The sequence below is a fragment of the Nocardioides lentus genome, from assembly GCF_039529515.1.
GTDB classification, from domain to species: domain Bacteria; phylum Actinomycetota; class Actinomycetes; order Propionibacteriales; family Nocardioidaceae; genus Nocardioides; species Nocardioides lentus.
Genome location: NZ_BAAAMY010000004.1, coordinates 762,380 through 776,641, shown reverse-complemented (window position 1 = coordinate 776,641; position 14,262 = coordinate 762,380). Strand labels below are relative to the sequence as shown.

Here is a 14,262-nt window from a genome sequence, read left to right as displayed (position 1 = left end):
CTCGACCCCTCCTGTCGACGTCGGGGCCCGATGTGCTTAGGGTTGCCTCACCTAATTCACCTCCGTAGGAGTCCAGACCATGCGCATCCCCCGCCCCCGCACGGCCGTCGCCGCCTGCGCCGCCGCCGCTCTCTCCTCCGCGCTCCTCGCCGGCTGCGGCTCCGAGAGCGACTCCTCCGCCGACGGCGGCTCCGGGTCCTCGGAGTCCTCGGACTCCGAGTTCGAGGAGGTCACGATCGAGCACGCCTTCGGCGAGACCACCATCAGCGAGCGCCCCGAGCGCGTCGCGACCGTCTCCTGGGGCAACCACGAGGTGCCGCTGGCCCTCGGCGTCGTGCCCGTCGGCATGAGCGAGGCCTCCTGGGGCGACGACGACGGCGACGGCGTGCTGCCGTGGGTCGAGGACAAGCTGACCGAGCTCGACGCCGAGACCCCGGTCCTGTTCGACGAGACCGAGGGCCTCGACTTCGAGGCCGTGGCCGACACCGCCCCCGACGTGATCCTCGCGTCGTACTCCGGTCTGACCCAGGAGGACTACGACACGCTGAGCGAGATCGCGGACGTCGTCGCCTTCCCCGACGTCGCCTGGAGCACCTCGCTGGAGCAGATGATCCGGATGAACAGCGAGGCCCTCGGCATGGCCGAGGAGGGCGAGGCCCTCGTCGAGGACCTGCAGCAGCAGACCACCGAGGCCTTCGAGGCCCACCCCGAGCTCGAGGGCACCAGCGTCGCGTTCACCTTCACCGACCCCACGGACCTGAGCCAGATCGGCTTCTACTCCGACCTCGACCCGCGTCCTGCCTTCCTGGTCGACAACGGCATGGAGGAGTCCCCCGCCGTGGCCGAGGCCTCCGAGGGCAGCGAGGAGTTCTACCTGACGGTGAGCGCGGAGGAGGCGGACTCCTTCGAGGACACCGACCTCTTCGTCACCTACGGCACCGACGACCTGCTCGAGCAGGTCCAGGCCGACCCGCTGCTGGCCGAGATCCCCGCCATCGCCGACGGCGCGGTCGCCGTCCTGCCCGACTCCACGCCGCTCGCGGCCGCGGCCAACCCGACCCCGCTCTCCATCCCGTGGGGCCTCGAGGACTACCTGGCGATGCTCTCCGACGCCGCGCAGAACTCCTCGACCGCCGGTCGCTGAGGACCCTCGTGACCGACGTCCTCACCCCCGAGCGCGCACGCGCCGACGGGTCCCCCCGGCCGGGGGCCCGTCGGCGGGCGTCGGCCACCCGTCTGCTCTGGGTGGTCGTCGCCGTCGCGCTGCTCGCCGCGGCGGTCGTCGCCTCCATCGCGCTGGGCGCCCGGGTGATCGCGCCCGCCGACGTCCTCGAGGAGCTGCGGGGCGTGCTCGGGGGCACCGAGGGCGGGATCGAGCAGGCCGCGGTCGAGAAGCGCGTGCCGCGGACGCTGCTCGCGATGGTCGTCGGCGCCGCCCTCGGGGTGTCCGGGGCGGTGATGCAGGGCGTGACCCGCAACCCGCTCGCGGACCCCTGGATCCTCGGCGTCACCCCGGGCGCCTCGCTGGCCGTCGTGTCCGGCATCGCGTTCTTCGGGCTCGCCTCCCCCGCGTCGTACCTCTGGGTCGCGATCGCGGGCGCCGGCCTCGCGGCCGTCTTCGTCTACTCCGTCGGGTCGCTGGGCCGCGGGGGCGCCACCCCCCTCAAGCTGGCCCTGGCCGGCGCGGCCTCCTCGGCGGCCTTCACCTCCCTGATCAGCGCCATCCTCCTGCCCCGCATCGACGTGATGAACCAGTTCCGGTTCTGGCAGATCGGCGGGGTCGGCGGGGCGAGCTACGCCAAGATCGTCCAGGTGCTGCCCTTCCTCGTGGTCGGGTTCCTCGTCTGCCTGGCCTGCGCGCGCGGCATGAACTCGATGGCCCTCGGCGACGACGTGGCCGCGGGCCTCGGCGAGCGGGTGGCCGTCACACGGGCGGTCGCCGGCCTCGGCGCGGTCGTGCTGTGCGGCGCCGCGACCGCCATCGCCGGGCCCATCGCCTTCGTGGGGCTCGTCGTCCCCCACCTGTGCCGCCTGGTCTACGGGCTGGACCACCGCTGGCTGCTCCCGATGTCGATGGTGGTGGGCGCCGCGCTGCTGACGACCGCCGACGTCGTCGGCCGGATCGTGGCCCGCCCCGCCGAGGTCGACGTCGGGATCATCACCGCCTTCATCGGCGCGCCGGTCTTCATCTGGATCGTGCGGCGCACGAAGGTGCGTGCGCTGTGACCGCCACCGTCGACCGCCCCGCCCGGCCCACGCCCGGGCCGCCGGGAGCGCCGGCCGTCTCGTCGTACGTCGCGGGCCGCGCGCGCCGTCGTCGTCAGCGGCTGGTCGTCACCGTCGTGCTCGCGCTGGTGCTCCTCGGCGTCTTCGCGACCAGCCTCATGGTCGGGCAGACCTTCTACGGCCCCGGCGAGGTGGTCCGGGTGATCCTCGGCGAGCAGGTCCCCGGCGCGTCGTTCACGGTGGGCACGCTGCGGCTGCCGCGGGCCGTGATGGCGGTGCTGACCGGCGCCGCGTTCGGCATCGCCGGCATCACCTTCCAGACCATGCTGCGCAACGCGCTCGCCTCCCCCGACATCATCGGGATCAGCGCCGGCGCGAGCGCCGCCGCGGTCGTCGGGCTCGTCGTGCTGTCGCTCAGCGAGGGTCTCGTCGCCGCCGTCGCCGTCGTCGCGGCCCTGGCCACCGCGACGCTGATCTACCTGCTGGCCTACAAGGACGGCGTGGTCGGCACCCGCCTGATCCTCATCGGGATCGGCATCGCCGCCATGCTCGACAGCGTCGTGTCCTACGTTATCGTGCGTGCCGCCGAGTGGGACCTCCAGGTGGCGATGCGCTGGCTCACCGGCAGCCTCAACGGCGCCACCTGGGGCGAGATCGTCCCGCTGGCGATCGCCGTCGCGTGCTTCGGTCCGCTGCTGCTCGGGCAGGCCCGCAACCTCGCGCTGATGCAGCAGGGCGACGACTCGGCGTCCGCGCTCGGCGTCCGCGTCGAGCGGACGCGGCTGCTCGTCATCCTCGCCGCGGTCGCGCTGCTCGCGTTCGCCACCGCCGCCTCGGGACCCATCGCGTTCGTGGCGTTCCTGTCCGGGCCGATCGCGGCCCGCCTCGTGGGCTCGGGTGCCTCGCTGATGGTGCCCTCGGCGCTGGTCGGGGCCCTGCTCGTCAGCGTCGCCGACATGGTCGGCCAGTACGCGTTCGGGGCGCGCTACCCGGTCGGCGTCATCACCGGCATGCTCGGCGCGCCGTACCTCGTCTACCTGCTCGTCCGCACCAACCGTGCCGGAGGCTCGCTGTGACCGACGACCACACCCTCAGCGTCCAGGGGGTCACCCTGGGCTACGGCGACCGCACCGTGGTCACCGACCTCGACCTCGCGGTGCCGCCCGGGTCGATCACCGCCATCGTGGGCGCCAACGCCTGCGGCAAGTCCACGCTGCTGCGCTCGATGGCGCGGCTGCTGGCGCCCCGCGAGGGCCGGGTGCTGCTCGACGGTAAGGACCTGCACCGGCTCCCGACCCGGGAGGTGGCCCGCGTCCTCGGCCTGCTGCCGCAGTCGCCGGTCGCGCCCGAGGGCATCGCCGTGGCCGACCTCGTCTCGCGCGGGCGCCACCCGCACCAGCGGGTTCTCGCCCGGTGGAGCGGGAAGGACGACGAGGCGGTGGCGTCCGCGCTGGAGGTCACCGGCACGACCGAGCTCGCCGACCGCTCGGTCGACGAGCTCTCCGGCGGCCAGCGCCAGCGGGTGTGGATCGCCATGGCCCTGGCCCAGGAGACCGACGTGCTCCTGCTCGACGAGCCGACGACGTTCCTCGACGTCGCCCACCAGGTCGACGTGCTCGACCTGCTGACCGAGCTCAACCGCGAGCGCGGCACCACGGTCGTCATGGTGCTGCACGACCTCAACCTGGCCGCCCGCTACGCCGACCACCTGGTCGCCGTCCGCGAGGGCCGGCTGCACGCCGCCGGGCCGCCGGCAGAGGTGCTCACCGCGACGGTGGTCGAGGAGGTCTTCGGGATGCGCAGCCACGTGGTGCCCGACCCCGTCTCGGGGGCCCCGATGGTGCTGCCGATCGGTCGCCACCACGCCCGCGGTCTCGTCGAGGCCGAGGCCTGAGGGCCGGGGGCGGGGCCTCGGTCCGGGTCTACTCCCCCGGCGCGGCCAGCGCGCCGCGCAGCCGGGCGCCGTACGACGCGGCCTCGTCGTCGCCGTAGCGGGTGCGGGGCCAGAAGAAGCCCCGCAGCCCGTCGCCCCGGGTGCGGGGCACGACGTGGCAGTGCAGGTGGGGCACCGACTGGGACACCGTGTTGTTCAGCGCCACGAACGACCCCTGCGCGCCGAGGCCGTCGACGACCGCGCGGCACAGCCGCTGACCGGCCTCGAGGAAGCCGTCGCGGTGCTCGGCCGGCAGGTCGGGCAGCGTCACCACGTGGGTGCGCGGGACCAGCAGCACGTGGCCCTTGAACACCGGGCGCACGTCGAGGAACCCCACGAACGCCGGCTCGTCGAGGACCACCGTCGCCTCGGCCCCGCCGGAGACGATCGCGCAGAACAGGCAGGCCCCGGCGCCGGTCGACGCGCGGGCGGCCGGGCTCACGGGCGCTCGAGGCCCATCGGGTTGGGCATCCCGACGTCGCCGCGGTCCACGACGTCGCGCGACATCGTCCGCAGCGTGCCGACCACGCGGTCGACGTCGGCGGTGCGGGAGAGGGTGTCGAGGGTCTGCTCGGCGAGCCGGTCGGTGTGGGCCTCGACCTCGTCGCGCAGCGCCCGGCCCGCCTCGGTGAGGGTCCCGCCCTCGACGAGGCCCCGGGCGGCGAGGTCCTCCAGGCCCGCCTCCCACTCCTCGTCGGTCCAGCCGCGGCTGCCCTGCAGGACCTCGCGGTCCACGGCGCCGGACGCGACGTGGGTGATCCCCGCCGTCAGGCCGGTCAGCCCGGCGTGGACGCAGGCCAGCACGTGGCCGTCGCCGCGGTGCTCGCGCAGTGCGGCGGTGGCCAGCCAGAGCCGGGCCAGCAGGTCGTCGGGACGCGGGACGCTCGCCCAGGCCGCCCCGAGCGCCCTCCCGTCGTACGACGCGTCCTCGGCGGCGCGCTCGAGCGCGGCCACGGCGTCGGCCAGGTCGGCCCGGTCCACCGTCGCCGCGGCGGGCGCCAGCACCCGGCTCGCGGTCTCGAGGCGGGAGTCGAGGGCCACCTGCGGGTCGATGCGCCCCCACACCTTGGGCAGCGCCCGCTCCACCCGCACCGGCGCGAAGCCGAAGAACAGGGCGGTGACGACGGCCGGGGGCACGGGGCCGAGCGGCGCCGACCGCGCGGCGAAGTAGTCGTTCCAGCCGCCGGTGAGGCCGCGGGCGGCCATGTCCTCGCGGAACGCCGGCTGGAAGTAGCTGACCGCGTGCAGGGGCTCGTAGGCCCGCCAGAAGGTCCGGGTGGGGGTCATCAGTGGCACACCCCACCGTCGCACGCCAGGGGCCGCGGCGCACGGTCGGTCCCGACCGCGCGGCGGCCGTCGAAGTGGTGGGCGTCGAAGGTGCCGTAGGTCCAGCGGAAGCCCCGGGAGGTGAGTATCCGCACCATCCGGTGGCTCGCGGAGCGCCAGGCCACCCGGGGGTGCGACTTCTGGACCCACCAGGTGTTCGGGGTCCACCCGAAGGACGCGCGGTAGGGGTTCTCCCAGGGGTTGATGTCGATGGAGCGACCCTGCGCGTGGGGCGAGCGGCGACCGGGGCGGCCGACGACGTCGCGGCAGTTGAACGCCGAGGTGTTGTCCGCGGCCATGGAGGCGTGGTCGTCGGCACCGTTCAGGCTGGAGGAGTAGCCGAACCGGTCGACGCGGTAGAGGTGGCGGATCGGCAGCCGAGCGTCGTAGATCGCCCGCATCACGTCGAGGGTCTTGCCGACGATGGCGGCGTTGACCACGAGCTCGCCGCGACGCCGGTAGCCGTCGAAGTCCCAGTAGTTGGTGCGCACGAGGCGCAGCCCGTCGCGGCCGACGGGGCAACCGGCGCGCCAGCTCTTCCCGACCATGTCGGCCCAGACCCCGTCGGGGATGCGGGTGGCGGTGGCGTTCGGCCCCTCGCCGACGGCGCGGGGCTGGCCGGGCAGGGCCACCCGGGGCGCCGGGGCGCCCGCGGGGAGCCGGACGGGGTCGCCGGGCGGGATGCTGCGGACGGCGAGCGCGTCGCTGGTGTCGCCGCGCACCCAGGCCTGGCCGCGGCCGACGGCGCGCCAGCGCTCCCGGCCGAACGGGGTGGTGCGGTGGGTGGCGCGCCCGTCGGCGTCGGGCCGCAGGGTCGCCACCGTGCGCCAGGACCGTCCCACGGCGCGCTGCAGGCTCACGCGGCCCCGGACCGGCTCGCCGTTGCCCGAGACCCAGCGCACCCGCAGGGTGATCGCGCGCCCGTCGCGGACCTGGGCCTGCCCGGCCAGGGCCAGCGTGCTCGAGCGCTGCCGCAGCGCGACGGCGCGCGTCGTCGTGAGGGTGCGGGAGGGGGTCGTGTGGACCGCGCGGAACCGGTTGCGCTCGGTGCGCCGCCCCAGCACCGCGGGGGCCGACACGGTGCCGTCGGCGGCCGTGGTGGCGGCGTCGAGCAGCCGCCAGCGGCGTCCGTCGTGGCGCTGCAGACGGACCTCCTGGTCGGCGTCGGGGTCGCCGTCGGCCGCCCGCAGGCGCGCGGTCACGCGGACCGTCTGCCCGGCGTACCCGCGGGGGACGACGAGGCGCAGGCTCTTGGTGGGTCCCGCCCCCGTCCGATCGGCGGTCACGCCCGCGGGGTCCGCCGCACCGGCGGCGGGGGCGGTGAGCAGGCCGAGGGCGAGCAGCAGGGGGACGAGCACTCCGAGACGTGGGGTCACCGCGGCATTCTGCCCAACTACGATCGGCTCGTGGGACGACTCGCGGGCGGTGCGCCGACCGTCGTGGCGCCGCTCGTGGCGCTGCTGGTGACGCTGCTCGCCTGCAGCAGCGCCCCGGAGCTGTCTCCGGGGGAGCTCGAGGAGGTCACCGCCGATCTGGTCGGCACCACGGCCCCGGCCTTCGAGGCCGCGGCCGACGCGGCCGGCGTCGACGCCGAGCCGCTGCGCGGGCTGGACCTGAGGGCGTGCGACCCCCTGCTCGGCGAGGACGTCGGTGAGCTCGTGGCGCGGCGCAACCTGGTGCTCCGGGCCTCGCAGGACCGGGGCCTGGTCGACCGGGTGGACCGCGCCTGGCGCCGGCTCGGTCTCGAGCCGCAGCGGGACCGCGACGAGGACGAGATCCGGGCCGACGTCACGGTCGGGCCCGGCGTCCCCGCGTTCCTCCGGCTGCGTTCCCCGGTACGCGTGCAGGACGGGTCCGGCCGGGTCCTGCGGGTGGTCGAGGTCGTCTCCGACTGCGTCGACGTGGGCCGCCCGGTCTAGGCCCCCGGCTCCCGCACCGGGGTGAGCTGCAGCCAGGCCGCCAGCCGGTCGACCTCGGCACCCACGGCGTCGCGGACCGCGGGAGTCCAGTCGTCGTGGGCCGGGTCGGCCCGCACGGCGTGCACGTGCAGCTCGCCGGCCTCGCGCACGGCCTCCGCGTCCACGGTCCCGACGAGCCGGTCGCCGACCAGCACCGGGAGGGCCCAGTAGCCGAACCGTCGCCGCGCCGCCGGCTTGTACATCTCGAGGGTGAAGTCGAAGCCGAAGACCTCCCTCGTGCGCCGCCGGTCCATGACCAGCCGGTCGAGGGGCGACAAGAGGGCCACCCGGGCCTCCGCGGGGTCCCAGTCCGCCAGGTACGCCGGGTCCACCCGCCAGCGACCGCGGAGCCCCTCGACCCGCGCCTCGACCCCCGCCGCTCCCACGTCGTGAGGCTCCCCGGGCGCCTGCGCCGCGCGGGGCCGGGCCACTCCCAGCGCGGCGAGCCGCCGGACGTCGCGCTGCGCCCGCGCCTCGGCCGCCGGCACCGGCTCGTCACCGGGGTGGACCCGCGAGGCGAGGTCGTACAGCGGCACCCGTCCCTGCCGGCCGGCCACCGCGACCTCCCCGCGCTGCACCATCAGGTCCAGGAGACGACCGCGGCTCCGGCCGTCGGTCCAGCCCGAGGAGCGCCACGGCACGGCGCACGTGTCGGGCAGCCCCGTGGCCGGGAGGGGGCCGTCGGCGCGGAGCGCCGCGAGGACGTCGCGACGCGCTGCGTCGTTGGCGCGCACCCAGCCGACCAGCTCCTCCTGCCAGGGCGTCAGCCCGCCCTCGCCGGGCCAGGCCGCCATCTCCGCCGTGAGCAGGCGCAGGTCCTCGGCGGGGCGCGCCATCATCCGGACCTCGACGAGCGCCTGCGTGTCGAGCAGGTCGCGGAGCTCGGCGGGGTCGTACGCCGAGCCCAGTCGGCTCCACAGCACGACGTCGGCGCTCGGGGCGACGTGGGCCGTCGGGTCGAGCTGGAGGACGCCGAGGCGTCGGACCACGCCCAGGACGTCATGGGGTCGTGGTCGGGTCAGGAGCTGGGCCCGCACCGCCGCGCGCCGCGCCTGGGCGGCGGTCAGCACCAGGGGCCCGGCCACCTCAGACGTCGATCGTCAGCGTGAGGGTGACGACGTCGTCCAGCGCCACGCCCTCGGGCGCGCGCAGCGCGTCCTTCAGCGGCACGACGTAGCCGCCGTCCCTGGGCCACAGCGAGGTGGTCACCACGGTGCCGCCGAGGCGGACCGTCACCGGGACCATCCCCCACCCGTAGGTGACGGCCCCGGCGACGTCGGCGATCTCCGCGGCCTCGTCGGGCGGGACGGTCACGAAGTGGTACGGCGCGGGCCCGCGCCACTCCCACACCACGCCCTCGACGGTCAGCTCCACGCCCGCGAGGCTACGACGATCAGCTCCCGGCGGGGACCTCCCAACGGACGGCGACCCGGTCGATGGCCGTCGAGATCCCGCCGGTCAACCGGATCCGGACGCGGGCCGTGCGCGGCGAGATCCGCTCGACCCGGCGCGTGACGCGGCCGTCCGGCCCGGTCCGGGTGGTCTCGGCGCGCACGAAGAAGCCGAGGACGCGCGCCCGCTCCGGGACCCGCACGTCGTACGCCGCGAGGGCGTAGCCCGGCTCGCCGACGCGGCAGCGCAGCGTGAGGCGGCTCCTGGCGTAGCTGACCGTCGAGCTGCAGCGCCGCGAGGCGGCGAGGATGCTCGCGTCGTCACCCGGCTCCCGGGAGACCCCGGCGCGGGCCGCCGCGGCCTCCACGACGACCCCGCGACGGACGCGGCGCAGCACGCCGGCCTCGTCGGCCGTGGAGACGAGGACGCGGTAGCTGCCCGCGGGCACCGTCGCCCCCTCGTCGTCGCGGCCGTCCCAGGAGTAGAACCAGGCCACCGGGCCCGGACCGGGGGCCGGCGAGTCGCTCGCGCCCGAGTCGCGGACGGTGCCGGTGCGCACGAGCGCCCCGGTGGCGTCGAGGACGGACACCGTGGGTCGGGCGGCCGCCGCGACGGTGTCGAAGGACAGGAACGTGCGGTCGTCGACGCCGTCGCGTCGCCGGGGCGTGAACGTGCGGTCCCGCTGGCGGACCTCGCTGTAGCGGACGGCGCTGTCGAGGGAGAACCCCGAGGTGGCGTCGTCGGGCAGGGTGTCGTTGGGCTCGGCGCGCGTGACCTGGAGGTCGTAGTCGCCGGCGACCCGGATCGCGCTCCGCAGCTCGACGGTCCGCTCGCCCTCGGAGGCGCCCACCTCGACGCGGGTGTCCCACGGGCAGCCCTGCTTGCCGCAGAGCGTGCCGTCCGCGGCGCTGAAGCGCAGCTCCCACGCCCCCGGCTCGGCGCCGGAGAAGTCGACGGTGACCGCGTCGACCGGCGCGGTGAGGCTCGCGCCGTCGGCCGGCGTGAGGACCCGCGGCGTCGCGCCCTCAGCCTCGGCGGCCGCGGCGGACGCGGTCCCCGGAGCCGTCGCGGCGAGCCCCAGGACCGCGGCCAGGGCGATGGTGGTGGCAGTGGTGGTGACCATGCCGGTGACCATGGTGCGTCTCATGTGCTTCCCCCGTGTCGTCGTCGATGTACGGGGCGCACCCTAAGGCTGGAGGGTCACGTCGGGAAGTGTCGAGACGCGCTCCGCCGGTCGGCCCACGCGCCGCAGGAGCACCACCACCCCGAGGAGCGCCGTCACGAGGGCGGGCCACCGGGCCAGGCCGAGCGCGACGAACGGCGACGCCGCGTCCACCGCGGGCCCTGCGCCGCCGAGCAGCGATCCCAGCCCGGGGAGCCCCGGGGAGCACTGTCAGCACCGGCACGACCCACAGCCACCGCGGCGCCCGTCGGTCCTCGGCGCTCCAGGAGCGGCCCGGCCGGCCCGGACACCGCATAGACGACAAACTAGATAGTGTTAGATGTCGTCTCATGACCCCCATCCGCGCGACGCGTCGCACCGTCCTGGCCTCCGCGGCCGTGGCCCCGTTGGCCACGGCCCTCGTCACCACCGGCCCCGCGGCCCGCGCAGGCGCGCCCAACATCCTCAAGCCGCTGCCACCGCGGCGGTTCGTCGACTACGGCACCAACGCGGAGATGCGCTGGGACTCGGTCGACCCGGCGCGCTACCACACCGCGCAGCGCCACCTGTTCGTCCGCAACCACACACGGACGCCGACGATCGACCCGGCGACGTACGGGCTCCGGATCTTCGGCGACGGCCTGCGCGAGCCCCGCTCCGAGGCCGACGCGCACGTGCTGTCGCTGCGCGAGCTGAAGCGGCTGCCGCGTCACGTCCACACCGCCGTGCTCGAGTGCACCGGCAACGGGCGGAGCTTCTTCGCCAGCCAGCAGGACGAGCCCGCGAGCGGCACCCCGTGGACGCTGGGCGCGGTCGGCACCGTGCGCTGGGAGGGCGTGAAGCTGCGCCACGTGCTGCGTCGCCTCGGTGTCTCGCCGCGGGCGGTCGCGGTCATGGCGACCGGCCTGGACGACGAGTTCACCAGCGGTGGCACGAACTACGGGCGGGTCCGTCGCCCGTTCGCCATCGAGAAGGCGCTGGACGACGCGATCCTGGCCTGGGCCGCGAACGGCGAGGACCTGCTGCCCGACCACGGCTTCCCGCTGCGCCTGGTGCTGCCCGGGTGGATCGGGATCGCGAGCATCAAGTGGCTCGGCTCGCTCGAGGTCTCCCGGCGCGGGCTGACCTCCCCGTGGAACACGACCTTCTACCGGATGACCGGCGGCGACTACCCCGCCGACTCCCCGCCGCTGACCGTGAACCCGGTCCGCTCCGCCTGGGAGCTGCCGTGGGCCGCGACCCTGCCCGCCGGGGTGACCCGCACCCTGACGGGTCGCGCCTGGAGCGGCGCCGGCCCGATCCGCCGGGTCGACGTGAGCCTGGACGGCGGACGCAGCTGGCGCCCGGCCGAGCTCGAGGACCCGCGGGGCCGCGCGCCGCGCAGCGGTCCGGCCGACAACGGCACGGGGTGGACCCGGTGGTCGGTGCGCTGGCGGGCGCCGCGGGCGGGCTCCTACGAGCTGCTGGCCCGCGCGACGGACCGCGCCGGGCGCCGGCAGCCGCTGGTCACGCCGTACAACGCGCAGGGCTACTTCTTCGACGCCGTCGTGCGCCACCCGGTCACGGTGGCCTGAGACCACACGAGCCGCCCCGACCGAGGTAGGGGCGGCTCGCGGGTGCTGCCAAGAGGGCTGGGCGTGGTGGAGCTGGCGGGAATCGAACCCGCGTCCTCGGGCGCCGTGCCAGGGCTTCTACGGGTGTAGCTCGCGATGGCGTCTTCTCAGTCCCGGAGCTCCCACGAGCAGGTCTCCGACGGACTCAGCCGGGCTGAAGTCCCCGTCAGCACTCCCGGCGAGCGCTGACGAGCGAGCCTCCTAGATGAGGCCGGGACCCGGGGCGGAGGCGCACCCGGACCGACCCTTCGATCACTGCTCAGGCAGCGAGAGCGAAGTGACTGCGCTTGGAATCGGCAGTTGTTGGTTTCCAGCGATCGTTCACGAGATGACGCTGGCTCCTCGACCCGCTTCCCCTGGGATCAACGTCCCCAGTCGAAACCGATCAGCCCCTCTTGAGTTGTGCTCCCCCATCGTAGCGCGGAGCAGCGACCGGCGCCCGCGGCCGGCTCTCCGCCGTGGCCCGCCGGGGCCGGGTGGGGACCGGGTGGGGTCGCCGTCCGATTCATCACCGGGTGCAGGCCGGTCGTCACTCCCCCCGGCGCACACCGCGACAGGGGCGGTCGCTCGCCTGCCTCCCGTGGCGGATCGCCCGCACCCCGCCCGGCCGCCACGGCGGCGCTGGCAGGATCGGGACCGTGACGACCGAGCTCGAGGCGATGGCGCGTGCGCTGGTGCTGGCCGCGACGCCGGGCGTGCCGCTGGGGCCCAACCCGCGGGTCGGCTGCGTGCTGCTCTCCCCCGACGGCCACGTCGTCGGCGAGGGTCACCACCGCGGCGCCGGCACCGCCCACGCCGAGGTCGACGCCCTCGCGGCGGCCGGCGACGCCGCCCGCGGCGCCACGGCCGTGGTCACCCTCGAGCCCTGCGACCACACCGGTCGTACGGGCCCGTGCACGCAGGCGCTCCTCGCCGCCGGCGTACGACGGGTGGTGCACGCCCTCGACGACCCGACGCCGCTCGCCTCCGGCGGCGTCGCCACGCTGCGCGCCGCCGGGGTCGAGGTGGAGGGCGGGGTGCTGGCGCCGGAGGCGCGCGTCGTGAACCGGGCCTGGCTGCACGGCCTCGCCACCGGTCGACCGTTCGTCACCTGGAAGCTGGCCGCCAGCCTCGACGGGCGCAGCGCCGCGGCCGACGGCACGAGCCGCTGGATCTCCTCGCGGGCCTCCCGTCGCGACACCCACCGCCGGCGCGCGGAGGCGGACGTGATGCTCGTCGGCACGCAGACGGTGCTGGTCGACGACCCGCTGCTGACGGTCCGCGACGACGCCGACGCCGCCCTGGCCCACCAGCCGCTGCGCGCCGTCATGGGCGAGCGCGACCTCCCGGCGGACCGACGCGTCCTCGTGCCGGTGCCGGGGGCCCCGGCGACCGTGCACCTGCGGACCCGCGACCCGCGCGCCGCCCTCGCCGAGCTGTACGACGCGGGCCGGCGCCACGTGTTCCTGGAGGGCGGGCCCACCCTGGCCGCGGCGTTCTGGCGGGCCGGCCTCGTCGACGAGGTGGTCTGCTACACCGCGCCCGTGCTGCTGGGGGCCGGCGCGCCCGCGGTCGCGGACCTCGGCGTGGGGACCATGGCCGACGCCGTGCGCCCGGAGGTCCTCGACGTGACGGTGCTGCCCGGGCTCGAGGGCGAGGGTCCCGACGTGCGCTGGACGCTCGCCGGGGTCGCGAGCCCGGCCCGGGGCCGGGCCGAGAGCCGGGTCAGCGGGGGAAGTCGCTGAAGATCCGGTGGAAGACGCCGGCCCGGCTGAACTGCAGGCTCTTCTGCCGCACGGCCTCGCTGGCCCGCAGGAAGTCGTTGAAGCCCTCGAGCCCGCGGGCCTCCTCCTCGGGCACCTGCTCGAACCCCATCGACCAGTCGGGGAAGCTGCGTCCCTCGACCTCCTCGCGCAGGGTGACCATGACGTCACGGTGCCGGGTGTCGGCCTCGATCGTCGCGAACAGCCCGTCCACCGCGTCCGGCTCGCCCTCGATGGTCTGGATGAAGCTTCCCCCGGCGTACAGGAGCATCCCGGTGACGCCCATCGCGGCGTTCTTGGGGCGCGCGGTGGCGAGCAGCTCGCGCAGCTGCTCGTCGGAGTAGGGCCGCGTCGCGGAGCTCAGGTAGGTCAGCGAGATCATCGTCAGTCGCCCATCCCCTTCAGGCGGCGTCCGACCGCCTGCTCGGTCTCCCGGTTGGCCTGGCGCTCGGCGATGCTGTGCCGCTTGTCCCAGGTCTTCTTGCCTCGGGCCAGGGCGATCTCGACCTTCGCCCGCCCGTCCTTGAAGTACAGGGCCAGCGGCACGACCGTCAGGCCCTTCTCGCTGACCCGCCGCTCGATCTTGTCGATCTGCTCGCGGTGCAGCAGCAGCTTGCGGCGACGGCGGGCGGCGTGGTTGGTCCACGTCCCCTGCGTGTACTCGGGGATGTGGACGCCGAGCAGCCAGGCCTCGTCGGCGTCGATGTCGACGAAGCCGTCGACCAGCGAGGCCCGCCCGGCGCGCAGCGACTTCACCTCGGTGCCCGTGAGCACGAGGCCCGCCTCGTAGGTGTCCTCGACATGGAAGTCGTAGCGCGCCTTCTTGTTCTGGGCGACCATCGTGCGCCCCTGCTCCTTCACCACGGGTCCATCCTCTCAACCCGGCGCAACGGGGTTGCCGCGCGAGCCC

15 protein-coding genes and 1 other RNA gene are annotated in these 14,262 nt (G+C 75.4%); 7 read left to right on the top strand and 9 right to left on the bottom strand.

Annotation, left to right across the window (positions count from 1 at the left end; translation table 11 throughout):
• The first annotated feature begins 79 nt into the window (after window positions 1-79).
• The 4 genes from ABD158_RS10490 to ABD158_RS10475 are packed head-to-tail and all read left to right on the top strand — an operon-like array spanning window position 80 to window position 4,120.
• Complete coding sequence (locus ABD158_RS10490; RefSeq protein ID WP_344006849.1) at window positions 80-1,144, top strand: iron-siderophore ABC transporter substrate-binding protein; 1,065 nt, start codon at window positions 80-82, stop codon at window positions 1,142-1,144.
• 8 nt (window positions 1,145-1,152) lie between these two features.
• Window positions 1,153-2,226, top strand: a complete 1,074-nt coding sequence (locus ABD158_RS10485) for a FecCD family ABC transporter permease (protein ID WP_344006847.1) — start codon at window positions 1,153-1,155, stop codon at window positions 2,224-2,226.
• Window positions 2,223-3,302 (top strand): FecCD family ABC transporter permease, encoded by a 1,080-nt coding sequence (locus tag ABD158_RS10480; RefSeq protein ID WP_344006845.1) that lies wholly within the window; start codon window positions 2,223-2,225, stop codon window positions 3,300-3,302. Before ABD158_RS10485 ends, ABD158_RS10480 begins: the two co-directional genes overlap by 4 nt.
• Window positions 3,299-4,120: an ABC transporter ATP-binding protein gene (locus ABD158_RS10475; protein WP_344006843.1), complete on the top strand. Its 822-nt coding sequence runs from the start codon at window positions 3,299-3,301 to the stop codon at window positions 4,118-4,120. Before ABD158_RS10480 ends, ABD158_RS10475 begins: the two co-directional genes overlap by 4 nt.
• 28 nt (window positions 4,121-4,148) lie before the next feature.
• Here ABD158_RS10475 and ABD158_RS10470 read toward each other — a convergent pair whose 3' ends face one another.
• The 3 genes from ABD158_RS10470 to ABD158_RS10460 are packed head-to-tail and all read right to left on the bottom strand — an operon-like array spanning window position 4,149 to window position 6,861.
• Entirely contained in the window at window positions 4,149-4,601 is a 453-nt protein-coding gene (locus ABD158_RS10470; RefSeq protein WP_344006841.1) for an HIT family protein, read from the bottom strand.
• Window positions 4,598-5,446 (bottom strand): SCO6745 family protein, encoded by an 849-nt coding sequence (locus ABD158_RS10465; RefSeq protein ID WP_344006839.1) that lies wholly within the window; start codon window positions 5,444-5,446, stop codon window positions 4,598-4,600. Before ABD158_RS10465 ends, ABD158_RS10470 begins: the two co-directional genes overlap by 4 nt.
• Window positions 5,446-6,861, bottom strand: a complete 1,416-nt coding sequence (locus ABD158_RS10460) for a M15 family metallopeptidase (protein ID WP_344006837.1) — start codon at window positions 6,859-6,861, stop codon at window positions 5,446-5,448. The genes ABD158_RS10465 and ABD158_RS10460 overlap by 1 nt, the downstream gene beginning before the upstream one ends.
• A 30-nt stretch (window positions 6,862-6,891) precedes the next feature.
• Between ABD158_RS10460 and ABD158_RS10455 the strand changes: the two genes are divergently transcribed.
• Window positions 6,892-7,404, top strand: a complete 513-nt coding sequence (locus ABD158_RS10455; protein ID WP_344006835.1) for a hypothetical protein — start codon at window positions 6,892-6,894, stop codon at window positions 7,402-7,404.
• Here the strand turns inward: ABD158_RS10455 and ABD158_RS10450 are convergent.
• The 3 genes from ABD158_RS10450 to ABD158_RS10440 are packed head-to-tail and all read right to left on the bottom strand — an operon-like array spanning window position 7,401 to window position 9,958.
• Window positions 7,401-8,528 (bottom strand): DNA glycosylase AlkZ-like family protein, encoded by a 1,128-nt coding sequence (locus ABD158_RS10450; RefSeq protein ID WP_344006834.1) that lies wholly within the window; start codon window positions 8,526-8,528, stop codon window positions 7,401-7,403. The genes ABD158_RS10455 and ABD158_RS10450 overlap by 4 nt on opposite strands.
• Window position 8,529: 1 nt before the next feature.
• Complete coding sequence (locus tag ABD158_RS10445; RefSeq protein ID WP_344006832.1) at window positions 8,530-8,817, bottom strand: DUF1905 domain-containing protein; 288 nt, start codon at window positions 8,815-8,817, stop codon at window positions 8,530-8,532.
• 19 nt (window positions 8,818-8,836) lie between these two features.
• A complete protein-coding gene (locus ABD158_RS10440) occupies window positions 8,837-9,958 on the bottom strand; it encodes a FlgD immunoglobulin-like domain containing protein (protein ID WP_344006830.1) in 1,122 nt (373 codons plus the stop codon).
• Window positions 9,959-10,347: 389 nt separating this feature from the next.
• Between ABD158_RS10440 and ABD158_RS10435 the strand changes: the two genes are divergently transcribed.
• On the top strand, window positions 10,348-11,571 hold the full coding sequence (locus ABD158_RS10435) for a sulfite oxidase (protein ID WP_344006829.1): 1,224 nt from the start codon (window positions 10,348-10,350) through the stop codon (window positions 11,569-11,571).
• Window positions 11,572-11,635: 64 nt separating this feature from the next.
• Here ABD158_RS10435 and ssrA read toward each other — a convergent pair.
• Window positions 11,636-12,003, bottom strand: a transfer-messenger RNA (tmRNA) gene (gene ssrA / locus ABD158_RS10430).
• A 245-nt stretch (window positions 12,004-12,248) separates the two neighbouring features.
• Here ssrA and ribD point away from each other — a divergent pair.
• Entirely contained in the window at window positions 12,249-13,334 is a 1,086-nt protein-coding gene (ribD, locus tag ABD158_RS10425; RefSeq protein ID WP_344006826.1) for a bifunctional diaminohydroxyphosphoribosylaminopyrimidine deaminase/5-amino-6-(5-phosphoribosylamino)uracil reductase RibD, read from the top strand.
• Here the strand turns inward: ribD and ABD158_RS10420 are convergent.
• Entirely contained in the window at window positions 13,315-13,734 is a 420-nt protein-coding gene (locus tag ABD158_RS10420) for a BLUF domain-containing protein (RefSeq protein ID WP_344006824.1), read from the bottom strand. The two genes, ribD and ABD158_RS10420, sit on opposite strands and share 20 nt — an antisense overlap.
• A 2-nt stretch (window positions 13,735-13,736) precedes the next feature.
• Window positions 13,737-14,216 (bottom strand): SsrA-binding protein SmpB, encoded by a 480-nt coding sequence (smpB, locus tag ABD158_RS10415; protein WP_344006822.1) that lies wholly within the window; start codon window positions 14,214-14,216, stop codon window positions 13,737-13,739.
• Window positions 14,217-14,262 lie beyond the last annotated feature (46 nt).